Here is a 24,018-nt window from a genome sequence, read left to right as displayed (position 1 = left end):
CGTCGGGCTCAAGCACCGCTACGGCTACATGGCGGGCCTGGGGGGCGACATCCCGAACGAGTTCGGCAAGCGGCTGATCAAGTACGACCTGCAGTCGGGCAAGTCGCAGGAGTGGGTGACGAGCGGCGCGGGCGAGCCCGTGTTCGTGCAGACCGGCCACGCCGAGGACGAGGGCTACGTGCTCACCTTCGTCTACGACCCGGCGACGAACACGAGCGACCTGGTGATCCTCGACGCGCAGAACTTCGCCAAGGGCCCGGTCGCACGCGTGCACCTGCCGGTGCGCGTGCCCTACGGCTTCCACGGCAGCTGGATCGCCGACTAGCGCGGCTTCCGCGCGAAGAGGACCTCGTGGCTCTCGGCGGGGCGCGCCTCGCCGTGCCCAATCGCACCGGCGTGTCGGGCAGCTTCGTCAACACCGTACTGCGTCACCTTCGATTTGATTCGCGCCGCAGCGGTCGCGAGGCGGCCGCCCCCAGCGCCAGCACCAGCGCTCCGACCGCGAGGGGTGGCAGCGCCGGCACCGATCGCGGGGGATCGGGGGCGCAGCGCAGGTCGCCGCCGCTGTCGAGGGTGTAGCTCGTGCCGGGCGTGATGACGTCGATGCACAGGCGCGCCGTGGAGCCGAAGTCGCTCGAGGAGCTCGCGAAATTGGGGCCGAGCAGGTTGGCGGCGGAGTGGACCTGGGTGAAGAGCTCGAGGCTGATTCCGTAGGGGGCGCCGACCACCGCTTCGATCTCGCCCGTGTCGGATCGAGAGCAGGGCCCGTTCATGTCGGTGCAAGTGAGCTGATCGATCGGAGCCCCCGGAGTGCCCGAGTCGCCGAAGCTGAGCTGCGCGTGGTTCCCCGCCCCTTCCCCGACCAGATCCATCGCGCCGTCGAGATCGAGCCGGACGCGGAGGTGGATCGGCGTTCCCGCTGGAAGGCCGCTTGCATAGAGAACGTCGCGGTACTCGACCCGGCTCTGGCCCGATCCGAAGCCCGAAGTGGCGTTGGGTCCGCCCGCGGGCGCGACAGCGTGCGAGGTCGCGACGGCGCGGAGCATTGCGCCGGCGAAGGTCCCGGGGACCGTCAGCTCGCCCCGCCCCGAGGCGTTGCCGTCCCCCGACGCAGTTCCGATCGCCGCGGTCGCCGCCTGACTGGTGGAGAGGGAAGCGGGGAGCGTTGCAATCGCAATCTGCCCCGTGTCGTACACGGGCGGGAACTCGTTGTCGCTGCCGCCGTCGCTGGCACTCGCTCCGGCGTTGACCACCACCTCGAAGACAGCGGTCCCGTGCGCCCGTAGCGGGAACATCGCGCCCAGCACGGCGCAGAGAAGCAGCGGAGACTGATTCACTACGCACGCGAGTCTGCACATCGTCCACCTCGTCGGGAGCAGGTTTGGGGCCGAGTCATCGTCCAATGGATCGCGCGGGCGGGACATCAACAGTTCTGTGGATGTGTGGCGCGGCCGGTCTCTCTGCCGATGTGTCAGACTCGCTGCGGGGACGAAGCTCGGAGCGCCCGATGGTCCATCCGGCGTCGGTCTTGCTGGTCGAGGACGAGCGGAACGCGAGCGCGCGCGTGCGCGAGGCGCTCGCGTCCGCGCCTTCGCTCCGAGTCGTCGGCACCGCCAGCAGCCTAGCCGAGGCGACCCGGATGCTCGCGGAGACGGCTCCCGATCTGCTGGTCACCGATCTCGGTCTGCCGGACGGCAACGGCATCGAGCTGATCCGGAGCGTGGTCCGGCGCAGGCTGCCGACACTCTGCCTCGTCCACACGGTGTTCGCCGACGACCAGACGGTCTTCGACGCGCTCGAGGCCGGCGCGCTCGGCTACCTCCTAAAGGACGAGAGCCCGCGCGAGCTGCGTCGCTGCACGCTCGAGCTGTTGGCGGGCGGCTCGCCGATGAGCCCGTCGATCGCGCGCAAGGTGCTGGGCAGGTTCCGCGCGCCCGCGCAGGCAGATGCGCCGGAGCAGCCCCGCCTCTCTGCGCGCGAGCGCGAGGTGCTCGAGCTGATCGTCAAGGGCTTCAAATACGACGAGATCGCGAAGCTGCTCGTGATCTCCGCCGCGACCGTGGCGACGCACGCGCAGCACATCTACCGCAAGCTGGCCGTCAACTCGCGCAGCGAAGCCGCCTACGAGGCGGCGCAGCTCGGACTGATCGACCTCAAGACCTAGGCGCCAGCCAGAGCCGCACGCGCGTCCCACCCGCGCTCGAGGCGATCTCGAGGCGGCCGCCGATCGCCTCGGCGCGCCGGCGCATGTTTTCGAGCCCGCGGCCGCGCTCCGGCTCCCCGAAGCCGGCGCCGTCGTCCTGCACCTCAACGAAGGGCGCGACCCCATCGGCCTGGGACGCGTCACCGCTTCGCACCTCGATGCAGCGGGGCCTAGCGTGCTTCACCGCATTCGCAATCGCCTCCTGCAGTACGCGCAGCAGATGGATCGCGTGCTCCGGTCGGATCCGCTGCGCGCTCGCAACGTCGGCAACGCGCCACGAGAACTCGATCCCGGTCCCGTGCACGAGCGACTCGAAACGCGCGCGCAGACTGCCCAGTACCTCGACCAGCTCACGCTCCTCGGCGTCGAGCGAGTCCACGGCAATCCGCAGCTCGCCGAGCGCGCCGCGCAGCGCGTCGGGCATCGCGGCGCTCGCGGACGGCTGGCGCTCGGCGATGGCCAGCGCGCCGACGAGCTGCGCGCCGAGCCCGTCGTGGAGCTCTCGCTGGAGGCGCACCCGCTCGCTGCGGGTCGCCCGTTCGCGCTCGAGAGCCACCACCCGCTCCTGGCTCTCCTCGAGCTCGCGATTGAGCGAGCGCGCCTCCGTCAGGCGTGTGCTCAGGAACAGCACGAGCTGGAGCGCGCTCGCGAACAACAGGGGCGCATGAGAGATCGGAAACAGGGGAACGCCCAGCCAAGGCGACCGGTTCCAGTACAGCGGCAGGTCACTGATAGACAGCAGCGGGCCCGACGCGACCGCCGCCATGAGTAGGCCTGGGCGCGTCAGCCAGGTGGCGACCGCGCCCCCGCGATAATGCAAGAGCAGGTAGCAGATCATAACTCCGCCGTACGCGGCCGCGGCCGCCGCGACCGGGTAGCGCCACGGCGGAGGGCCGAGGGCGAGTGCTGCGAGGACGGCGACCGACGCGAACAGGCCGAGCTCCAACCGCCTGCGCGCGAAGCCGGCCACGCGGTGCATCGCACAGGCGACGCAGCTCGCGCCGGCCGCGACTCCGAGCGGCCAGAGCAGGAAATCAAGCGCGCGCCAGCGCAGGCCGCCGACCCCCAACACGAGGAAGGCCGCCGCCAGCCAGAGCCACTCGCTCCGCCGATCGCTTCGGTAGGGCACCCAGTGCAGCGCAGCGAACCCAAGGGAGAGGAGCGCGAGGAACCCGGGAAGCGCGAGGAGCGCCAGCGGGACGGCGAGTCGCCGTTGAATCTCTTCCGGCTCGCCGACCCAGATGGGTGTCAGGTAGCCGGCGAAGTCGCGCCGCACCTGGATGTGCAGTGCGAGCTCGTTGCGGCCGGTCTTCAGCAGCCAGGCGGGTAGCGAGGCGGAGACGGGCTCGCGTCGCCCCCAGACCGTGTTGGGCGCCAGGCCCTGGAAGCCGATCGAGCGCCCGTTCAGGAAGACCTCGGCTCCGTATCCCGCCTGCGCGACGAGCATCCGCAGCGGGCGATCCGGTATCTCGTCGAGCGTGAACTCCGCCAGGCACCAGACCGGTGCTCCGTCGCCGCGCGGCTGCCAGTCCCACGGGAGCTGGGCGCCGCGCCAGGTGGGCGAGCTCGGGGGTGGCGGCACCGCGTCCTGCGCGTGCGCCAATCGGACGCGGTCGATGCGAACGAGCTCTGTACCCGCGCGAGTCTGCGCACTTGCTCCCGGCGCCAGCTCGAGCAGCGCCCCGCAGGCGAGCGCACAGAGCGCCTGGCGCATCACGTTCCCGTTGCCTTCCTCGCAAGGAGCGGCTCGAAAGTCGGCGGCCATCAGGTCAGACTCGACGAAGCGCGCCGACGCCACGTTCGCGCGCGCGAGGCGGAGCTGCGCGGACGAGAAGTCGACCCGGTCAGCGCGTGCTCGCGCGCGAGCCGTGCCGCGACGGAAACGCCCGCGCCGCAGCCGAGGTCGAGCACGCGCGAGCCCGGCGCGAGCCGCGGCAGCAGCAGCTCGAGATCGGGCCGCTCCTCGCCGGCGCGCGCGGCGGCGAAGGCGGGAGCGCAGCGGTCGTAGCCTTCTCGGACGAGCCTCCGGTAGTCGAGGAGGGATCGTCCGCCGGGAAGCTTCACTCCACGTCGTCCGTCATCAGATTCAGGAGCGCGGGAAGATCTCCCCTGCCAAATACCGCGAACGCGTTCCTCGCGGTCTGAAGGTTTGCTTGATTCGCCATACCAAGTGACCTCCGACAGCGGGCCCGGCGCCGCTCACCCGTACTTGATCACCGTGCGGATCGCCGTGCCCTCGTGCATCCGGTCGAAGGCTTCGTTGATCCGCTCGAGCGGCAGCTCGCCCGTCACCATCTCGTCGAGCTTGATCCTTCCGCTCATGTAGCGGTCGACGAAGCGCGGCAGCTGCGTGCGGCCCTTGGTGCCGCCGAAGGCGGTGCCGCGCCAGGAGCGCCCGGTCACCAGGAGGAACGGGCGCGCGTGGATCTCCTGGCCGGCGGCTGCGACGCCGATCACGACCGACTGACCCCAGCCGCGCTGCGTGCACGCCAGGGCCTGGCCCATGACCTCGACGTTGCCGATGCACTCGAACGAGTAGTCGACGCCGCCGTCGGTCGACGAGACGATCGCGGCCACGACGTCGGGTGTCTCGCTCGGGTTCAGGAACTCCGTGGCGCCGAGCTCTTTCGCGAGCTGGAACTTCCGCGGGTTGGTGTCGATGCCGATGATGCGCTCCGCGCCCGCGAGCACCGCGCCCTGGATCACCGACAGCCCGATCCCGCCCAGCCCGAACACCGCGACGCTCGACCCGGGCTCGACCTTCGCGGTGTGAAGCACCGCGCCGATGCCCGTGGTGACTCCGCAGCCGAGCAGGCAGATCCGCTCGAGCGGCGCATCGCTGCGCACTTTCGCCAGCGCGATCTCGGGTACGACCGTGTACTCCGCGAAGGTCGACGTGCCCATGTAGTGGTGCAGCGTCTTGCCGCGCGCGCGCAGCCGGCTGGTCCGGTCGGGCATGAGCCCCTTGCCCTGCGTCTCGCGGATCCGCACGCACAGGTTGGTCTTGCCCGACAGGCAGTACCTGCACTCCCGACACTCGGGGATGTAGAGCGGAATGACGTGGTCGCCCGCGGCGAGCGTGCGCACGCCCGCGCCGACCTCGACCACCTCGCCCGCGCCCTCATGGCCGAGCACCACGGGGAATAGGCCCTCGGGGTCCTTGCCCGAAAGTGTGTAGGCGTCGGTGTGACACACTCCGCTGGCGGCCAGCTTGACCAGGCACTCGCCCGCGCGCGGCCCTTCGAGCTCGATCTGCTCGATCTCGAGCGGCCGCCCCGCTTCCCATGCAACCGCACCATTAACTCTCACGGCGCGATTATACGCAGCCCGACACCGGCCTTTGACCGAACTTTGACCGCTGAGGCGGCGCGACCCACCGGGGTTGCCGCTAGGATCTCGGGCGGATGTCAGCCCCGGTCTCGGTCGACGCGCCCGCAGTCCCGGAGGACGGGCCGAGCATCACGCAGGTGATCGAGGTCCTGCCCGACGGCGTGTACGACAACCCGACGGCGCTCGGGCTGGCCTACTTCGCGCGCGACCTCGCGATCTACGCGGCGATAGTCACTGCGCTCCTGTTCGTCGACAACCCGTTCCTGCTCGTGCCGCTCTGGGCGCTGGCGTCGCTGGGCATCAGCGCGCTCTTCATCGTGGGCCACGACTGCGCGCACGGCGCGCTGTTCAAGAGCCGCCGGCTCGGCTACGTGATCGGTCAGCTCTCCATGCTGCCGTCGCTGCACGTGTACGAAGCCTGGGTCTACGGCCACAACCGCATCCACCACGGCCACACCGTGCGCGAGGTGATGGACTACGTGTGGCACCCGACGAGCCCCGAGGGCTACCGCGCGATGAGCCGTACGCAGAGACTCCTGCACCGCGTGAAGTGGTCGTGGTTCGGCGCGGGCATCTACTACGGCTGGGACATCTGGTGGCGCAACATGATCCGCTTCACGCCACCGGAGAAGATCGCGGCCGACGTGCGCCGCGACCGGCGCATCGTGCTCGGCTACGCGGCTCTGGTGAGCGCGGCGCTGTTGGCTTTCGGCTTCCACCACTACGGGGGCGTCGCCGGCGCGCTCTGGACCTGGCTCAAGGTGTTCGCCGTGCCGTTCGTGCTGTGGAACTACTCGATCGGCATCGCGGTCTACGTGCACCACATCTCGCCCGAGATCGCCTGGCACGGCCGGCGCGAGTGGACCCGCTTCAAGGGCCAGATGGAAGGCACGACCATCCTACACATTCCTGTGTGGCTCAACTTCTTCTACCACAACATCTTCCTGCACGTGCCGCACCACGTGGACATGCGCATCCCGTTCTACCACCTGGCCGAAGCGGCGGACGCGATCCGCGCGAAGTTCGGCGGCGTGGTGCGCGAGCACGCCTTCGGCCTGGGCGACTACCTGCGCGCCACGCGCGCGTGCAAGCTCTACGACTTCCCCACCCAGACCTGGCACGGCTACGACGCCGCGCGCGCGGAGCCACTAGTCTCCGCGTAGCTTGATCCCGAGCTCCTTGAGCTGCCCGGGCTCGACCGGCGTCGGTGACTCCATGAACAGGTCCTGCGCGCGCTGGGTCTTCGGGAAGGCCAGCACGTCGCGCAGCGACTCACCGCCCGCGAGCATCAGCGCGAAGCGGTCGAAGCCGAAGGCGAAGCCGCCGTGCGGCGGAGCGCCGGTGTCGAGCGCGTCCAGCATGAAGCCGAAGCGCTGGCGCGCCTCCGCCTCGCTGTAGCCGATGATCGCCAGGATCTTGAGCTGCAGGTCCGAGCGGTGGTTGCGCAGGCTGCCCGAGCCCAGCTCGACGCCGTTCAGCACCAGGTCGTAATGAGTCGCGATGACCGACTTCGGGTCGCTGTCGAGCTTCTCGATCTCGCCCTCGAGCGGCGCCACGAACGGCATGTGCATGTAAGTCAGCTTGCCGTCGTCGGTCTCTTCGAACAGCGGGAAGCCGATCACGAAGTGCGGATCCCAGGGCCGCCCGTCGAAGCGGCCGAGCTTCGCGCCCAGCTCGAGCCGGATCCGGCCCAGCACGTCGCACACGACCTTCTCGCGGTCGGCGCCGAACAGGATCACGTGACCCGGGCGCAGGCCCGCGCGCTTGCCGATCGCCTCGCGCTCGGCGTCGGACAGGAACTTCGCGATCGGGCTCTGCCAGGATCCGTCGGGCTGGATGCGCGCCCAGGCCAGGCCCTTGGCACCGAAGCTGCGGGCCAGGTCGTTCAGGCGGTCGAGCTCGCTGCGCGAGAGTGAGTCGGCGTCGGGTACGGGCAGTCCGCGCACCACGCCGCCCGAGGCCAGCGCGCCGGCGAACACCTTGAACTCGGTCTTCGCCACCACGTCGGACAGCTCACACAGCTCGAGCGTGATGCGCCGTTCCGGCTTGTCCGAGCCGTAGCGCAGCATGGCGTCCTGATAGCTGACGCGCGGGAACGGCCGCGCGAGCTCGACCCCGAGCACGTCGCGGAACGCGCGGACGGTGATCTCTTCGAGCAGCTCGAGCACGTCGTCCATGCGCACGAACGAAAGCTCGAGGTCGAGCTGCGTGAACTCGAGCTGGCGGTCGGCGCGCTGGTCCTCGTCGCGGAAGCAGCGCGCGATCTGGAAGTAGCCGTCGAAGCCCGCGACCATGAGCATCTGCTTCATGATCTGCGGTGACTGCGGCAGCGCGTAGAAGCTGCCGTGGTGCACGCGGCTGGGCACCAGGAAGTCGCGCGCGCCTTCGGGCGTGGCGCGCGCCAGGATCGGGGTCTCGATCTCGATCATGCCGCGCTCGGTACACGTGGCGCGCATGGACTGAGCGAGCCGGTGTCTCACGAACAGCCGGCGCTGCATCGCGGGCCGGCGCAGGTCGTGGATGCGGTACTTCAGTCGCACCGCTTCGTCGATCTCGACCTCGTCTTCGATCGCGAACGGGGGCGTGGTGGCGGTGTTCAGGATCCGCACCTCTTGCGCGACGATCTCGACCTCGCCCGTGGGCAGGTCGCGATTCACGACGTTGTCGTCGCGGCGCGCCAGCCGGCCGCGCACCGCCAGCACGAACTCGGAGCGGATCGCCTGCGCGCGTTCGTGCGCGACGGGCTCCGAGTCGGGCTTGAACACCACCTGCGCGATGCCGGTCCGGTCGCGCAGGTCGACGAAGATCACCCCGCCGTGGTCGCGGCGCTTGCGCACCCAGCCACACAGCACGACCTCGCGCCCGACGTCGGACGCGCGCACCTCACCGCAGAAGTGCGTTCGGCGCAGGTCGCCGAGTGGGTCGAGTCGCTGCTGCACGGGGGGCGGAGCCTACCAAGGGCCCGCGGGGGGGTCAAAGGGCGCCGATCGGCCCCGAGCGCGGCGACGACAGGTCGTCGGCCGAACACACCAGGTTCCGGCCCAGCGCCTTGGCGAGATACATGGCCTTGTCGGCCAGGTCGAGCAGTCGCTCGCGTGTCTCGCCGTGCATGGGGAAGGTCGCGACGCCGACCGAGATCGTGAGCCGCAGATCGAGCCCGCGCTCGCCGCCGAAGGACCGGTCCGCGACCGACTGGCGGATCCGGTCCGCTACCGAGAGCGCGCCGTCGAGGCCGGTGTCGACCAGAAGGATCGTGAACTCGTCGCCGCCGTAGCGGCCCACGGTGTCGATCGCGCGCACGGACTCCTGCAGGAGCCCGCCCAGCTCGCGCAGCACGCGCGAGCCGATCAGGTGACCGAAGCGGTCGTTCACCGCCTTGAAGCGGTCGAGGTCGAGAAACAGCACCGACAGCTTGCTCTGCGAGCGCGCGGCGCGGTTCACCTCGCGGTCGAGCGCCGAGAGCAGATAGCGCGCGTTGTACAGCGAGGTGACGTCGTCGATGAACGCCTTCTCGCGCGCCTGCAGGAAGCGCTCGGAGTTGATCAGCGCCAGCTCCGCCTGCTCCACCACGAGCTCGGCGCGCTCCAGGTCGTCGCGCGCGAACGTGCGGCCGTCCGAGAACAGCCAGATCCCGCCGATGACTCGCCCCTCGACGCGCAGGGGCAGCGCCAGGATCTGGCCCTCGCCCAGGCCGAGCTGTGCGAGCGCCGGCGAGGCATCGTCGAGCGGAGTCACCACGGTGCGCTCGAGCTCGGTCGGGTCGAAGAGCTTGGTCTGCTCGATCTGCTGGCGCAGCTCGTTGGCGCGGTCGGCGGCGAAGCCGCGCAGCTCGAGCCCTTCGCCGGTATGCGACGGCAGGTCGCACAGCCGGGCGATCGCGCGCGAGCGGCCGGTGACCCGCAGCACGATGTCGAGCGCGAGCGGCAGCACGTCGCCGCTCTCGAGACACGACGCGAGCGGCCGCGCGGCCTCGAAGGCCTGGATGCAGCCGCGCAGTGACTCGTTCTCGTCGATCAGCCGGCGGCGCAGGAGCGTGCGCTTCACGCCGTAGGTGATCTCGGGCGCGGACACCGGCTTGCGCAGGTAGTCCGCGGCACCGAGCCGCATGGCCTGCAGCGCGCTCTCCAGCGACGCGTAGCCCGTGAGCACGATGACCTCGGTGTGCGGCGAGGCGCGCTTGACGCGTTCGAGCAGCTCGAGCCCGTCCATCTCGCGCATCGACAGGTCGGTCATGACCAGGTCGAAGGGGCCCTCGTCGCCCAGGCGCGACAGCGCTTCCCGGCCCGACGCCGCGGTGGCGACGCGGAAGCCTTCCTGGACGAGCGCGTCGCGCGTCATCTCGCGAATCAGCCGGTCGTCGTCGACCACCAGCACACGCTTGTCCATCGCGACGGTCCCTCCGCTCCCCGGAGCATGGGTAGGGTGCCCATGCGACCGAAAGACGCGTCTCCGTTGCGCAGAATCGGCCCGGAACAGAGCGGAGTTGAGACGGGTTTCATGCGAAGCCGTCGGGCCCCGATGCGAGTGACTTCTACGGGCGGATGTGGACGCGCCTGCCCTCGATGACCAGGCGGCCTTCGGCGTGCAGCTGGATCGCGCGCGGGTACAGCTCCCGCTCGACCGCCGCGACGCGCTCGGCGAGCGTGGCGGGCGTGTCGTCCTCGCGCACGTCGATGGCGCGCTGCAGGATCACCGGGCCGCTGTCGTACTGCTCGTCGCAGTAGTGGATGGTCGCGCCGGTCACCTTGGCGCCGTACTCGAGCACCGCCCGGTGCACGCGCTCGCCGTAGAAGCCCTTGCCGCAGAAGGCGGGGATCAGCGCCGGGTGCGTGTTCATCGCGCGCGCGTTGTAGCCGCGCAGCTCGATCTTCGACAGGAACCCGGCCAGCACCAAAAGCTCGGGCGGGCGCTGCGCCAGCACGGCGTGCAGGGCCTCGTTGAAGGCGTGCTCGTCGCGGTACTCCTTGCGAGACACCGCGTGCGCGGGGATGCCGTGGCGGCGCGCGCGCTCCAGCCCGGGCGCGTCGGGCTTCGACGAGATCACGCCGGTGAACTCGACGTCGAGCCGGCCGGCGTCGCGCTCGGCGACCAGGCGCTCGAAGGTCGTGCCCTGGCCCGACAGCAACACCGCGATGCGCAAAGTCACACCCGCAGGTTAGCGGAAAAGCGGAGGCGCCTTCCGGCCGGGGCCGTAAGGCGCCTCACTCATCCCTTCCCGATCGAGAAGCTACCAGGTGTAGCGGAACCGGAGCTCCGCCTGGTCGCGGTTGATCACGGGGGCCACACCACGGCCGAGCGTGGCCGGGTTGTACTGCTCGATCGAGCCGTATTGCGCGATCGGGAAGTACGCGCCCTGCTGGGTGCCCACGTGACCGAAGAAGCTCGTGTACCCGATGCTGGTCGAGAACGCGTCGTTCCAGCGGTAGGTGAGACCCGTGAGCACCGCGTACTGTGACTCCATCGGCCAGTAGACCATCGAGACACGCGGGCCGAGCCGGTCCTGGAAGTAGCCCGTGAAGAACGTGAGCACCATCTGGGTCGAGAACGGGCCCTTCGCGTAGCCGTAGTTACCGTCGTTGTTCCGCGTACCGCCTTGGAAGTTGGGCAGGTAGCGCACGAACATCTGGTAGTTGATGAAGAAGCTGCGGTTCGGGTTCAGGAAGTTGAAGAAGGTGGGCCGGTCGACGGAGATCGACAGCACCATCTCGTCGGTCTGCGAGAGACCCGAGTAGGTGGTCGAGTTCGGCAGGAACTTGCGCGCCATCCACGAGAACTCGATGCCCCAGCTGGTCTTCGTGACGTCTTCCGCGAAATCGAGGCCGAAGCCCATCACGTTGCGCTTCTGGTAGCGGAAGTCCATCTCGCGGCCGCCCTGCCACAGGAAGTCGCGGCGCCCGAAGCGGCCGTCGCCGCCGGCCTTCTTCACCGGCAGTGTCTGCGTCGTGCCGCCGGTGATGCCCGCGATCGAGCGGCAGAACACGGGTGAGCGCGGCGGCAGACCGTTCGGGAACGCCGCCTTGAACTTGGCGCTGCCCGGCGCCTCGTCGAGCCGGTACGGGTCGTACTGCGCCGCCTCCTGCAGCGGGTCACCGCGCACGCCGCTGCCGCACAGGATGTTGTCGTCGGTGATCGGGCCCGGCGTGTAGTCGTCCATGCCGTCCCAGATGCCGTCGCGATCCTGGTCGAGGTCGTTCTTGTTGTCGGCGTTCTGGTCGATCGCCGTGGCGGGCACCGGCTGCCGCGGCGCGAACAGGCTCGTGCGCTGGGTCTTGTTGAGCACCCAGCTGTGTCCGGCGAACTCGACCTGCTGGCCCGAGAACAGCCGGCGCAGACCGATCAGGTCGGTCTTCTCCATCAGCGCGAGATTGATGCGGCCGACCGTGTTGCCATCCATCATCGCCTGCTGCGAGATCGGCATGTCGATGACTGCGATCCGTCCGTTGGTCTTCGCGTCGTTGGAGTCGACCAGGATCGGCGCGACGTTGAGGAAACACTTCTCGTTCGGACACGTCGCCGGGTTGTAGGTCTGCAGGAACTGGAACGCGGCCGTGTGATTCGGGTCGGGCACCGCATCTGCGGGCGCGTTGATCGTGGTCGCGTTCGGGACGGAGCAGCAGGTCATGACCTGGTAGTCGACCTCGTCCTTGCTGAACACCATCTGGTTGCGCGCGAAGATGCCGTCGGGGCCGGCGATCGGGTCACCCGTGGCCTGCTTGGCGGTGTTGCCGCTGCCCCAGGCCTTGAGCTCGGCCAGGCTCTCCGGCGGATCGAACACGCGGTCGAAGCCGATGATCTCGGTCGAGATCAGGAGCCGCTCCAGGTTCGCCGACGCGCGCTCGAGCACCGTGCAACCCTTGGTGAACGGCGTGTCGTTCACGTTCTCGTCTTGGATCATCCAGCGCTCGCAGTACTCGCCGTCGACGTTGTCGTACGGCGTGTTGATGGTCGGCACCGGGTTCTTCTTGTCGATGAAGTTCCACTTGTTGAGCGGGCTGTTGGGGTCGAACGGGTTGTTCGGGTCGTTCTCGAACACGATGGCGCCGAACTTCTTCTTGGCCTCCTTGTCCACCTGCCACGGCATGGGCTCGATCCAGCCGTCGGCCTCGCGCGGGTGGTTGGGGTCGATCTGGTAACGCGCGCGCCCCTCGCGGCCCATCTTCAGGACCTGGTCCGGGGTGATCGTGTCGTACTGTCCAGTCTCGATCACGCCGACGATGCCGCTGCCCTGCGGGTCGGGCACCAGGATGGTCGAGCCGTTGCGGCTGTAGTTGATGCCGGGGAGATACTGGAGCTTGCCGTCCTTCACGCGCGTGCCGACCAGCGCACCGGGCTCGAGGGCCTTCAGCGCGACGAACTCCTGAGTCACGACGCTGGCGTCGGCGTTCATCAGATCGACGCCGCCGAATGCGGACGGATGGAGCGAGTTGTTGATCGCCGGGTCCTTCTGCCACTGCACGGCCTGGTTGTTGCTGCACGGGTTGGCGTAGGCCGGACCGCAGCCGAGCAGCGCGGCCTGCTCGGGCTGCAGGTTGAAGCCCAGGTCCTGCTCGATCTGGCCGGCCGAGCCGCCCACGCGCGGGTTGATCGCGATGAACTGCAGGTTCTTGAAGTTCCCCTGCGGAGTGAGATCGCTGAGCGCATTCGGCTCGATGTGGATGGTCTCGATGCCGTCCACGACGATGCCGCCGAGACCGCCCAGACCGCCCAGGATGGCCGACACGAAGTTGAACGTGTCGGGATAGTTCAGCCGGTCGAAGGCGCAGAAGCCTTCGTCTTGGTCGAACGTGAACGCGCAGACCGAGTGGAAGAGTGTCTGGTTCAGGTTGTGCAGCGACGCGATCGTTTCCGGCGAACGCAGGTGCTGCTGGAGCGGCGCGTTCGGATCGTTCGGATCGGCCTCCGGCTTGCCCCAGAGCAGACAGTTGCCGTCCGACGCGAAGATGTCGTCGCCGTCGCCGGCGATGCCGTTCGGGCCCACGGCCTGATGCTTCGCGTTCTGGCGGATCGTGCAGTGAGTGCCGGGCACGCGCGTGCCCGTGGAGAGCGGCGCGCCAGTGGAGAAGTCCGCCGTGCGCTCGTACTGCTGCACCAGGTCGAGATACCCGCTGTCGTCCCAGCCCCAGAAGTCGGAGATCGCGAACGTGAAGCGGTCGAGGCGGCCCTCGATGCGGGCGCCGTAGTCCCAGGTCGCGAGACCGTTGTAGTCCTTGTCGGGGCGCCGTTCGCCGGCGAGGCCGATGGCCGCAAGCCCGGACGCCATGGCGCCGAAGCTCTTGAGACAGATCAGGTCGACCGCGCCGCCCTCACCGCACTTGCCGAGGTCGGTCGGCGTGAACTGGTCGAAGATCCACAGCAGCTCGAGGCGCAGGTCCTCGACCGGACCCACGCGCATGAACATCTCGGGCGAGATCGTGACGTCGGCCGCCCACTGACCGACGCGCTGCTCCTCGAGCGGGCCGAACAGGCCGTTGCCGATGTCGAGCGGGTTGTTGCGGTCCTGGTTGCGGAACAGCTCCGTCTTGCCCCAGATCACGATCAGCTTGCCGACGCGCGCGAAGATCTGGCTGTCGGCCATCTCGAACTCGAGGTAGCCCTCGGCGAACTCGCCTTCGTCCTGGCTCGCGCCGTGGTTCCACTGCAGCTCGTCCTCGGTGAAATGCAGGTCGAGGTTCGAGACCACCGCGCGGTGAGTCGCGTAGAAGTTGCGCACGCCGGGTGACTGGAAGTTGATGCCGTTGCCGGTCTGACGCGGCCGCGCCGGCATCATCACGCCGTCGTTGTTGCCGTAGAGCCGCAGGTCCGAGCCGTCGAACGGCGCCGAGGCGGCGCCCGAGGGGCGCAACGCCGGATCGGCGAGCAGCGGGATGACCTCGTACTGGATCTGGGTCGGAATGGGCTGGGCGAACGGACCACCGTTCGGGTTCGGCTTCGAGACGTTGCCGTTGCCGGTGTTGACCTCGATGCAGTCGCCGTCGGCGTTGGTGCCGATGTCGAAGCGATCGGTGCGGCGCGAGACGCTGACGGCGTTGCAGCCGATCTTCTGGGCCTGCGCGGTGACGTCGCGGCCGTTCTTCGAGCAGGTGAGGGTGGCGTTGTTGAAGTTACCCGCGAGACCACCCGCCTCCGTGGGGTTGGTACAGCCGGTGATCAGCAGGTACTCGGGGTTGTAGACACCGTACACCTCGACGGTCTTCTGCTGGCCGGGCTGCGAGCTCGACGGCACGGTGATCTTCGCCGTCTCGGTGAACTTGTTGACGATCGGGGTGCCGAGCCCCGTGTTCTCGGCCAGCTCGTCGAAGCGGTCCGTGATTCCGGTGAGCGGAGCGCTGAGCGAGTAACCCGCGTCGCGCGCGGCCTGGTTCGTGGCGACGAACGGCAGGTCGTCGGCGGTGTCGCGGATGCCGTCTCCGCCCAGGAAGAACGGCACGGCCTTGCGCGCGCTGACCGTGGCCTGGATGACCGCCTGGCCGTCGGGGTCGTTCGACTGCGGCGCGCCGCCGATCACGCCGACCACGTCGTCGGCGAGGCCGGTCTCGTACGCGCCGAACCACTTCACGGCGCCGGTGTTCGAGAAGTAGCCCTCCGGCTTGATCGGCGTGTTGATCGTGGCCAGGAACGGAGTGATCGCGTTGCCGATCTTGTTCGAGCCCCACTTCGCGCTGAGCAGCTGCGGCGTGGTCGCCCGGGCGAAGATCGCGAAGCGGTTGGGGTCGGGGCGGGTCTTGAGCAGCTCGGGGATGTTCGCGTTGAAGTCCGTCTCCGGGCTGCCGAGGATCGCCGCGGCCTGCTGGCGCGCCTGCTCGGCGAGCGCCGGGTTGTTCGGGTTGGCGTTCGGGTCCTGCTTGAACTCGCGGTCGAGCTGCGCGGCTTCGGCGAGCAGGGCACGGCGCTCCGACTCCTCGGTGATCGACAGCACCTGCGCCTGGCCGTTGCTGCCGACCAGGAGCGCGTGCAGGCGGTTGAACTCGGCTTCGCCGATCGTCGGCCGCGCGGCAGCGAGCAGGGGCTCGGAGAGGCCGAACGCGAAGTCACCGGCGCGCACCGCCACGGCGGCGGGGAAGCCCGCCTTCAGCGGGCCGTCCAAGGGCGAGCGCTGGTTCAGATTGCAGAACGCGGCCAGCGGGAACGGGTTCTGGAAGGTGCCCGGGAAGTTGTCGCACGTGCGGTAGCGGCGGCTGGGGTTCAGGATCTCGCGCGCGTCGTGCAGCGTGCCGGGGATGTAGACCTGGGGCAGCAGCCCGCCGTAAAACGGGCTCTTGTTCTTCACGTCCTCCTTCAGGCTCGCCGGCTGGCGCACCGCCTTGCGCGCGGCGTCGCCGTAGGAGTCAGCGCTCGCGAACAGACCACACGCCCGTGTGTAGATGCAGTCGTAACTCGCCAGAATGCGAGTGAACATGAACATCGAGTCGAAGGGTCCGAAGCCGTCGGGGAAGAGCGACAGCTCGAACTCGAGCGAGAGCACGTGGCGGAACTGCGAGAAGGTCACCGCGTGGGAGGGCAGGTCCTCGCCGGTGAACAACAGACGCGCCTCGTAGAAGCCGTGGATCGAGAACTTGCGCTCGCCGGGCAGGTCCCATTCGAACGCGCGCGCCGTGTTCGCGATGCCGAAGCACGTGATTCCGATGCCGAGGACCAGAGCAGCAAGTCGGCCCGCAGCCAGCCTTCCCCTCATCGCAATTCCCCTTCCCCTTACTTCCCTTGCAGAATCCCGACCGCGGCGATTCCCTCTGCGCCGCGGTCGTGACGTCAGCCCGCCCTGGCCACGACCGGCTCTGGCGCGGAGTTACCCAAATGATGTTGCTGCGTCGCCTCGCTAAGTGACGCAGCGAAGAACTTCGGACGGAAGATCGAGAAGCAGGCCGGGACCAGATAGATCGCCCCGAGCATGTTCACGAACATGAGGATCGAGAGGAGCTGCGCCATCTCGGCCTGGAAGCGCAGCCCGCTGAACGCCCAGGCGACGATGCCGCCGATCACCGTGGTCGCGGTGAACGACACGGCCATGCCGGTGGTGCGGATCGCGCGGCGGATGGCCTCGTCGAGGTCGCCCAGCCAGGAGTATTCCTGGCGGATCCGGTCGGTGGTGTAGAACGCGTAGTCGACGCCCACGCCCACGCCCACCGATTGCACGGGGAGCGTCTGGATCGTGAGGCCGGTCTCGCGCCAGGCCATCCAGGCGAGTGACCCGATGGTGGCGGTCGCGAGACTGAACACGATCACCAGCCCCGCGATGTTCGAGCGGTAGCTGACCGCGACGAACAGGTAGCAGATCAGGAAGATCAAGAGGATGTTCGCGACGTGGCCGCGCTCGACCTCTTCGTTCACGGCCGCATACACGCCCATGATGCCGCCCGCCAGCACGAACTCGGCGCCGCGCGTGTAGGTGTTGGTGCGCTGCGGGTTGAACGAGGTGTCCTTGAACTTGGTGTTCTGGGTCCAGAGCTCGTACGTGCAGTAAGTGCGGCAGTAGCGCAGTGTCTGCGCAGTGATGTTGCCCTCGTCGTTCTTCCACTCCTCGACCACGTAGAACTTGCTGCGGTCGACGATGTAGCGGACCAGCTCACCCACGGTGGCGAAACCATGGATCACGTCCTCGGCCGAGTGATCGACCGTCTCGATGCGGTAGTCGTTCTCGGCGGAGAGCTTGATCGCGACCTTCTCGAGGCGCTCGCCGTCGATCGAGAGGTCCTCCTTGAAGCGGTCCGTGGCGGCGAGCGGCGGCAGCTTGGCGCGTGACTGCGCCTGGAGCGCGCCCTGGAGCTTGGTCAGCACGTCGTCGGCGTGCACGGGCTCGGACCAGCGGCCCACGGGCACCGGCCGTTTCTCCTGGTAGCCCGTGATCTTCTGGTCCTCGTTGATGTCCGCGACCTTCACCTTCATGGCGGAGTGACGCGGAAACAGCACCGGGCCGATCAGGTAGTAAAGGGCGTCGAGCGGCTCGCCGCGGTCGGGGTCGAGCCGCACGTTGATGCGGCCCATCGGGTTCTTCTCGATGAACTCTTCCGCGTAGTGGACCGCGCGCTTGATGGTCGCGCCCTTGTGGTCGGGGAACAGGAACGTGACGTTCGCGTCCTCGGCGTCGTCGGTGAGATACGGGCGCAGGAAGCCGGGCGTGCTGTTCTGCTGCAGCTGGAAGATGATCCCGCCGATCGTCTGCGCGGAGTCGGGCACGAAGCCCCACTTCGGATCGTTGTAGTGATTCACCAGCCAGTACTGCTTGATCACGTCGACGAGCGAGATGGTCTGTCCCACCGTCATGTGACTGCGCATGAAGCGCTGCATGGCTTCCATGCGCTGCAGCACCAGCCCGTCGGAGCTCGCGCTCTTGCCGTCGCCGTCGACGAAGATCGTCATCTGGTCCACGCCGCCGAACGTCTCGCCGATCTTCCCGGTCGCCACGTTGTACGGGTGATCGGGCCAGAACACGGGAGAGCCGGGCCGGCTCTCGCCGATCGTGGTGTGGAACAGCACGTACCAGGTGGCCAGCACCAGGCCGAACGCGGTGCCGCCTGCCAGCACGTACTTGCTGACCGGGCCCGTCGCCAGCCGGCCGGTCGCCGCCAGGAAACGCTGCATCCACGCCGGCGTGAAGTGGTGGAAGTCGTGCGGCGGCGGGAGATACGAGATCATGATCGGGTGGAGCATGATCACGTTGAAGATGATCGCGACCACCCAGAACGAGCCGAAGATCGACAGGTCGCGCATGGTCTGGATGGTGGTGAGGAAGCACACGGCCAGACCCGCGGCGTCGGCGAGGATGCCGAGCATGCCGGGCAGCATGAGCTTGGCCATGGCGGTGGTCGCCGTCTCGACCTTGGCGTCGTGCAGCTCCTCGGCGGTGAGTGAGCGGCCGAGTCTCTTCTCGGCGGCCTTGCACTCCGCCTCGTAGTCCTCGAAGAAGCGCTCGGCCATCTGGATCGTGTGACTGATCGAGCGCGCCGTGATCAAGAGCGGGATCACGAGCACCAACGGATCGAGCGTGATCCCGACCCAGGCGCAGAAGCCCATGCCCCAGATCGAGGTCGCCAGCCCTGCGACCATCGGAATCGCCACGCCGTGCAGCCGCCTGAAGTACGCGAGCAGCAGGAAGAACAGCGCGACGATCGTGACGAGCAGGTAGTAGACGATCTGGAACTGTGAGTCGATCACGTAGCCGGTCGCCATCGGCGCGCCCGAGATGTAGATCTCGGCCGTCCCGTCGGCCTCTTCCTCGGCCTTCAGGTTGCGCAGGTAGTTGAAGAGCTCGGTGTAGGCCTCGCGGTTGTCGAGGTTCTGCGTGATGAAGCCGGCGGTGATGAAGCAGGCGCGGTGGTCGCGAGACACGAGCTGGCCGTAGATCGGGCCGGGATTCTCGAGCACCTTGTCCTTGAGCTTCGCCAGCTCCTTGGGGTCTTCGGGAGTCTCTTCGATCAGCGGCGTCGCCTCGATGGCGCCGTCCGACTGGATCGTCATCACGCGCGTGTTGACGTGCGTGAGGCTCCGGACCTGGTAGTGATTGACGTTGGGCGCCTGATCGAGCTTGTCCGTGATGCGCGAGACTTTCTGCAGGAAGTCGTAGTCGTAGATCTCGCCGTTCTTGCGCACGACCACGATCGCGATCGCCGAGGCCGAGCCGAACTTGCCCGTGAACTTGTCCTGGGCGTGGATGAACGGGTGCTCGGGGAAGGTCTTGCGCACGTTCGCGTCCATGCGGAAGCGCGCGGGGATGCCGAACAGGAGCTTGCCTTCACCGGTCTCGCTGCGCTGGGCGGTGAAGTTGTAGTAAGCGGCGTTCACCAGCGGGAACGCGAAGAACAGACCGAGGCTGACCAGAGTCATCAGCGTCGCGAATCGGTACTTCATGATGAGCCGCCCGAAGCGCATCGAGAATGCGCTCTCGGGCAGTTGCTCCTCCATGAAGCTCTGCGACCGCTGGTCCTCGGGCACGCTTACTCACCGGCACCCGTCGCCGGAGGCGGTGTCTCCGGAGTCGGCAGCATCTCGTACCAGCTCTGGCCCGCGTCGGTCGAACGCAGCACGTTGCCGCCCTGCCCGACCATCCAGCACACCGTGGGCGTGCCGCAGGTCAGGTCGCGGAAGTAGCCGTGCTTCTCGGCCGGGAAGCGGCCCACGCCGCCCTCCTCGCCCAGCTTCTGCCACGACTGACCGCCGTCGAGGCTGATGCGCCGCAGGCCCTTTTCACCCACTGCGACCAGCTTCGTGTCCGCGAACGCGCCCGCAAACAGCGCCTGCTTCGAGCCGGTCTGCAGATACTCCCAGTTGCGCCCGCCGTCGCTCGAAGTGAGTGCCACGCCGCCCAGCCCGGTGATCAGACCGTGGTCGGAATCGCGGAACTTCACGTCGAACAGGAACGGGGTCTCGATGACCTCGATCCGCACGGTCGGCTCGGCCGTGACCTTCGAAGCCGCGAAGGCCTTCATGTCGACGCCTTCCTGGTCGAGGGGCGTCGGGCGCTTGACCTTGATGCGGTCCTGGTTGATGCCCTCGTTCTCGAGGAACTTCTGGACCTCGCCCGCGCGCTCGTCGGCGATGAACGTGTCCTTCTTCGCGCGGAGCTCGTCGGCGGTGAGGAAGCCCTCGATCTCGATCTTGAGATAGGGGCGCTCGGCCAGCACCTCGGCGGCCTTGAAGATCTGGTCCCAGCGGTCCTTGGGGATCTTCTTCTCGCCCTTGGGGAAAGTGACCGGGTCGAAGTGCACGGTGCCCTTGATCTGGCCGCGCTCCCAGGTCTGCCCGCCGTCCTCGGTGCGGAAGATGTAGCCGTACTCGCCGGCCATCCAGCCGTGCTGCTTGTCGGCGAAGAACACGTCGTTCAGGAAGATGTCGTCGTAGATCTTCTCGCCCTTGGCGGCCGCGGCGAGCTCGTCCTCCGACAGATACTTCCACTGCGGACTCTCGGGCGTGAGCACGAACGAGCGGTCTTCCCAGGTCTTGCCGCCGTCGGCCGTGTAGTAGCGGCCGCCCCAGTCACCGACCGCCCAGGCCGTCTGCGGGTCGACCGCGCGCACCGCGAACAGGTGCTGTGCCGGCTGGCGCGGGATCTTCTGCAGCTCCCAGGTGTCGCCGCCGTCGGTCGTATGGATCACGAAGCCGCGGCGGCCGACTGCCCAGCCGTTCTTCTCGTCCGCGAACGAGATGTCGTAGATCGACTGGTCGGTGAGACCGTTCAGCTTGCGCCAGCTCTTGCCGCCGTCGCCCGTGCGGTAGATGGCGCCGAAGTAACCCGCGGCCCAGAGGTGGTCTGGCCCGATTGCAGTGACAGCGTAGAGGTCGTCCGGCAGGTCGATCTGACCTTCGGAGACTTTCTCCTCGTACTTCTCTTCGCTGCACGCGGTCGCCACGAAAGCGATCGCAAGAAGAAAGACCCAGGCGCGCTTCGCGCGCATCCCTCCGAGCGTGCTCAAAGGCCCTCCCCGTCGGGCTCGTCAGCGCTTGCAACGAGCCCATGAGCCGCAGAACTTCCCATTCCGGCTCGGGGTGTCGCGGCAACGAAAGCGGAGGACCACGACCGCGCCGACCGGTGGCCGGTTCTACGACGGGGGCAGACCCAGTGTCAAGCTTCCACGGAATTTCACGCAGTGATGTGCAGCAGATGCGCAACTCCGGGTCATGAGTCTCGAACGCTGAGCGGGGGCGAGCGACCCATTGGTCCGGCCGCCGGATACAATCCTGCCGGTGGCAGCGGGCAGAGTCCGGGTGCGTCGGCCGAAATCGGCCGCCGGTGCGCTCACGCGCGCCGCGTGGCTCGTGCTGCTGCGCGACCTGGGGCCGTTCGCGGCGCGCCGCACGCGCGCCGAGCGTGACACCGCAGCGGGTCAGCGGGTCGCGGACACCCTGGGGTCACTGCGCGGGCTCTACACCAAGCTGGGGCAGCACCTGGCGACCCGGGTCGACGCACTTTCGGATGAGTTTCGTGCCCCGCTCGACGCGCTGCACGAGTCGGCACCGGCGGTGCCGTTTCCCGCGATCCGGGCCGAGATCGAGCGCGGCCTGGGATCGCTCGCGCGCTTCGCCTGGATCGACCCCGAGCCGCTGGGCGTCGCGTCCGTGGCGCAGGTGCACCGCGCGCGGTTGCGCAGCGGCGCGGAGGTCGCGGTCAAGGTCCGCCACCCCGAGCTCACGCCCGAACGAGTCACGCGCGACCTGCGCGGGCTGCGCCGCGCGCTGCCGCTGCTGCGCCCCTGGCTGCGACCGGACGACGCGCGCGCGCTGCTCGACGAGGTGGGCCGCGCGCTGCTGCGCGAGCTCGACTTCGAAGCCGAGGGCCGGGCCGCCGAGCACATCGCCGCCTCGTTCGCGGGCGACTCACGCGTGCTGGTGCCGGGCGTGCACTGGCAGGCCTCGGGGCGCAACGTGCTCACGCTCGACTACGTGCCGCGCGTGCGGCTCGACGACCGCGCGGCGCTGGCCGCGCGCGGAGTCACCCCCGAGCAGTGTCTCGCGATCGTGGTCGACGCCTACGGGCGCCAGGTGTTCGGCGACGGCCTGTTCCACGCCGACCCGCACGTGGGAAACTTGTATCTCGTGGACGCGCCCGCGCCGCCGCCGCGCATCCTGTTTCTCGACTTCGGGCTGGTGGAGCGACTCACTCCGCAGGTGCGCGAGGAGCTGCGGCTCGGCCTGCAGGCGTTGCTCAAGCGCGACGTCGACGCGCTGCTGGCGGGGCTCGGCCGGCTCTCCGCGCTGGTGCCGGGCCGCGAGCCCGAGGCGCGCGCCGCGCTCGAGGCCGCGCTCGCGGCCGGCGCGGCCGGCGCGCTGGGCGAGAGCCTCGCCGGCATCCAGTCACTCAAGCAGCTGGGCAAGCGCCTGGTGCGCGAGTCGGGCGCGTTCCGCATTCCGCGCGACCTGCTGTTGTGGGCGCGCACGCTCGCCTACGTGTACAACCTGGCCGAACGCATCGCCCCCGGCGCGGACCCGATGCGGCTGTTCCTGCCGCACCTGCTGCGATTCGTGACTACTGGCGGAGCTTCAGGCGCAGCGCGTTCAGCTTGATGAAGCCGGTCGCGTCGCGCTGGTCGTAGCTGCCGCCCGCCTCGAAGGTCGCGATGTCCTCGCGGTAGAGCGAGTGCGGCGAGCGCCGGCCGCGCACGGTCACGTTGCCCTTGAACAGCCGCAGCCGCACCTCGCCGCTCACGTGCTCCTGACTCTTGTCGATCGCGGCGCGCAGGAACTCCATCTCGGGCGAGAACCAGAAGCCCGCGTAGATCAGCTGGGCGATGCGCGGAATCAGCCGGTCGCGCTCGAGCATGACTTCGCGGTCGAGCGTGATCGACTCGAGCGCGCGGTGCGCCGCGTGCAGCACGCTGCCACCGGGTGTCTCGTACACGCCGCGCGACTTCATGCCCACCGCGCGGTCCTCGACCAGGTCGACGCGGCCCACGCCGTGCTCGGCCGCCAGCTCGTTCAGCCGCGTGAGCAGCTCGACCGGGCCGAGTCTCCGGCCGTCGACCTTCACCGGCACGCCGCGCTCGAATTCGAGCTCGAGCTCGGTCGGCTCGTCGGGCGCGTCCTGAATGGAGTGGGTCCACTCGAACATCGCCTCGTCGGGCGCGAGCCACGGGTTCTCGAGGATCCCGCCCTCGTAGCTGATGTGGTAGATGTTGCGGTCGAGTGAGTAGGGCTTGCGCAGCGTGGCATCGACCGGGATGTCGTGCTTGCGCGCGTAGGCCATGAGCTCGGTGCGCCCGCCCATGTCCCAGGTGCGCCAGGGCGCGATGATCGCCAGGTCGGGCGCGAGCGCGTGGAACGCGAGCTCGAAGCGCATCTGGTCGTTGCCCTTGCCCGTGCAGCCGTGCGCGAGCGCGTCGGCGCCGAACTGCCGCGCGACGCGCACCTGCTCCTTGGCGAGCACCGGCCGCGCGAGCGAGGTGCCCAGCAGGTAACTCCCCTCGTAGACCGCGTTCGCGCTGATCGCGGGGAACACGAAGTCGCGCACGAACTCTTCGCGCAGGTCCGAGATCACGCAGTCCTTCGCGCCCGTCGCCAGCGCCTTCTTGTGCACGGCGTCGAGGTCCTCGCCCTGCCCGACGTTGCCGACGTAGCAAATCACTTCCGCCGAGTACGTCTCGATCAGCCAACGGAGGATCACCGAGGTGTCGAGGCCGCCCGAGTACGCCAACACGATGCGCTTGATGTCGCCCATGGGGGCGCACTATAGCGGAGCAAGAGCGTCCAGCCGCTTCGCGAGGGCGGCCCACAGCCTCTCCTCGCGGGTCCCTTCTCGTCGAAGACTCCTGCGAAACCCACTCGTCGAGGCAGTGAGCCGCCCTCGCTCGCGAACGAGCGTCCTCATCCTTCGAAAGAGAGAAAACGCGTCGACCACCTCGCCACTTCGACCATGCAGTCCGCGCCCGATGGCGTAGCGAACGCGGACTGGATGGTCGAAGTGGCGAGATCGTCGACGCGTTCTCGTATTTGTTTGGTGGACGGAGAGGTCTGGTTCGCGAGCGGGGTCGGGCATCTGCCCTGACGAGTGGGTTTCGCAG

Annotated in this window: 15 protein-coding genes; 4 read left to right on the top strand and 11 right to left on the bottom strand. The window is 68.5% G+C overall.

Annotation, left to right across the window (positions count from 1 at the left end):
* On the top strand, positions 1-325 hold a 325-nt coding region (locus tag VMR86_03485; protein HTO06095.1), incomplete at its 5' end, for a carotenoid oxygenase family protein.
* A 103-nt stretch (positions 326-428) separates the two neighbouring features.
* Here the strand turns inward: VMR86_03485 and VMR86_03480 are convergent.
* Entirely contained in the window at positions 429-1,307 is an 879-nt protein-coding gene (locus VMR86_03480; GenBank protein ID HTO06094.1) for a hypothetical protein, read from the bottom strand.
* A gap of 200 nt (positions 1,308-1,507) precedes the next feature.
* Here VMR86_03480 and VMR86_03475 point away from each other — a divergent pair, with 200 nt between their 5' ends.
* Positions 1,508-2,164: a response regulator transcription factor gene (locus tag VMR86_03475; GenBank protein ID HTO06093.1), complete on the top strand. Its 657-nt coding sequence runs from the start codon at positions 1,508-1,510 to the stop codon at positions 2,162-2,164.
* Here the strand turns inward: VMR86_03475 and VMR86_03470 are convergent.
* The 3 genes from VMR86_03470 to VMR86_03460 form a co-directional block, all read right to left on the bottom strand.
* Entirely contained in the window at positions 2,154-3,650 is a 1,497-nt protein-coding gene (locus VMR86_03470; GenBank protein HTO06092.1) for an ATP-binding protein, read from the bottom strand. The two genes, VMR86_03475 and VMR86_03470, sit on opposite strands and share 11 nt — an antisense overlap.
* 317 nt (positions 3,651-3,967) lie before the next feature.
* The gene (locus VMR86_03465; protein HTO06091.1) at positions 3,968-4,267 is read right to left on the bottom strand and encodes a hypothetical protein; all 300 of its coding nucleotides are present in this window, start codon (positions 4,265-4,267) and stop codon (positions 3,968-3,970) included.
* A gap of 135 nt (positions 4,268-4,402) precedes the next feature.
* Positions 4,403-5,512, bottom strand: coding sequence for an S-(hydroxymethyl)glutathione dehydrogenase/class III alcohol dehydrogenase (locus tag VMR86_03460; GenBank protein ID HTO06090.1), 1,110 nt, complete (start codon positions 5,510-5,512; stop codon positions 4,403-4,405).
* A gap of 95 nt (positions 5,513-5,607) precedes the next feature.
* Here VMR86_03460 and VMR86_03455 point away from each other — a divergent pair, with 95 nt between their 5' ends.
* The gene (locus VMR86_03455) at positions 5,608-6,696 is read left to right on the top strand and encodes a fatty acid desaturase (GenBank protein ID HTO06089.1); all 1,089 of its coding nucleotides are present in this window, start codon (positions 5,608-5,610) and stop codon (positions 6,694-6,696) included.
* On the opposite strand, the gene aspS is transcribed toward VMR86_03455, so the two are convergent.
* From aspS to VMR86_03425, 6 genes are all read right to left on the bottom strand, one after another.
* Complete coding sequence (gene aspS / locus VMR86_03450) at positions 6,682-8,472, bottom strand: aspartate--tRNA ligase (GenBank protein HTO06088.1); 1,791 nt, start codon at positions 8,470-8,472, stop codon at positions 6,682-6,684. The two genes, VMR86_03455 and aspS, sit on opposite strands and share 15 nt — an antisense overlap.
* Before the next feature lie 34 nt (positions 8,473-8,506).
* Positions 8,507-9,919, bottom strand: a complete 1,413-nt coding sequence (locus VMR86_03445; GenBank protein HTO06087.1) for a diguanylate cyclase — start codon at positions 9,917-9,919, stop codon at positions 8,507-8,509.
* Positions 9,920-10,064: 145 nt separating this feature from the next.
* Complete coding sequence (gene purN, locus VMR86_03440; GenBank protein ID HTO06086.1) at positions 10,065-10,679, bottom strand: phosphoribosylglycinamide formyltransferase; 615 nt, start codon at positions 10,677-10,679, stop codon at positions 10,065-10,067.
* An 81-nt stretch (positions 10,680-10,760) separates the two neighbouring features.
* Positions 10,761-16,205, bottom strand: a complete 5,445-nt coding sequence (locus VMR86_03435) for a hypothetical protein (protein HTO06085.1) — start codon at positions 16,203-16,205, stop codon at positions 10,761-10,763.
* Between the two features lie 74 nt (positions 16,206-16,279).
* Positions 16,280-19,429, bottom strand: a complete 3,150-nt coding sequence (locus VMR86_03430) for an MMPL family transporter (GenBank protein ID HTO06084.1) — start codon at positions 19,427-19,429, stop codon at positions 16,280-16,282.
* A 32-nt stretch (positions 19,430-19,461) separates the two neighbouring features.
* Positions 19,462-20,937: a YCF48-related protein gene (locus tag VMR86_03425; GenBank protein HTO06083.1), complete on the bottom strand. Its 1,476-nt coding sequence runs from the start codon at positions 20,935-20,937 to the stop codon at positions 19,462-19,464.
* 292 nt (positions 20,938-21,229) lie between these two features.
* On the opposite strand from VMR86_03425, the gene VMR86_03420 reads away from it, so the two are divergent.
* Positions 21,230-22,525 (top strand): AarF/ABC1/UbiB kinase family protein, encoded by a 1,296-nt coding sequence (locus VMR86_03420; protein ID HTO06082.1) that lies wholly within the window; start codon positions 21,230-21,232, stop codon positions 22,523-22,525.
* Here VMR86_03420 and VMR86_03415 read toward each other — a convergent pair.
* Positions 22,488-23,675, bottom strand: a complete 1,188-nt coding sequence (locus tag VMR86_03415; GenBank protein HTO06081.1) for an argininosuccinate synthase — start codon at positions 23,673-23,675, stop codon at positions 22,488-22,490. The two genes, VMR86_03420 and VMR86_03415, sit on opposite strands and share 38 nt — an antisense overlap.
* Positions 23,676-24,018 lie beyond the last annotated feature (343 nt).

This window comes from Myxococcota bacterium (assembly GCA_035498015.1).
GTDB lineage: Bacteria > Myxococcota_A > UBA9160 > SZUA-336 > SZUA-336 > VGRW01.
Note: the sequence above shows the minus strand (reverse complement) of the source record. Positions and strands in the feature narration are given on the sequence as shown.

Bases quoted from the DNA above. Each gene is read 5' to 3' on its own strand.
- VMR86_03455 (HTO06089.1), top strand. From the start codon at position 5,608: ATGTCAGCCCCGGTCTCGGTCGACGCGCCCGCAGTCCCGGAGGACGGG.
- VMR86_03445 (HTO06087.1), bottom strand. From the start codon at position 9,919: ATGGACAAGCGTGTGCTGGTGGTCGACGACGACCGGCTGATTCGCGAG.
- VMR86_03435 (HTO06085.1), bottom strand. From the start codon at position 16,205: ATGAGGGGAAGGCTGGCTGCGGGCCGACTTGCTGCTCTGGTCCTCGGC.
- VMR86_03430 (HTO06084.1), bottom strand. From the start codon at position 19,429: ATGGAGGAGCAACTGCCCGAGAGCGCATTCTCGATGCGCTTCGGGCGG.
- VMR86_03475 (HTO06093.1), top strand. From the start codon at position 1,508: ATGGTCCATCCGGCGTCGGTCTTGCTGGTCGAGGACGAGCGGAACGCG.
- VMR86_03470 (HTO06092.1), bottom strand. From the start codon at position 3,650: ATGCTCGTCGCGCAGGCGGGATACGGAGCCGAGGTCTTCCTGAACGGG.
- VMR86_03415 (HTO06081.1), bottom strand. From the start codon at position 23,675: ATGGGCGACATCAAGCGCATCGTGTTGGCGTACTCGGGCGGCCTCGAC.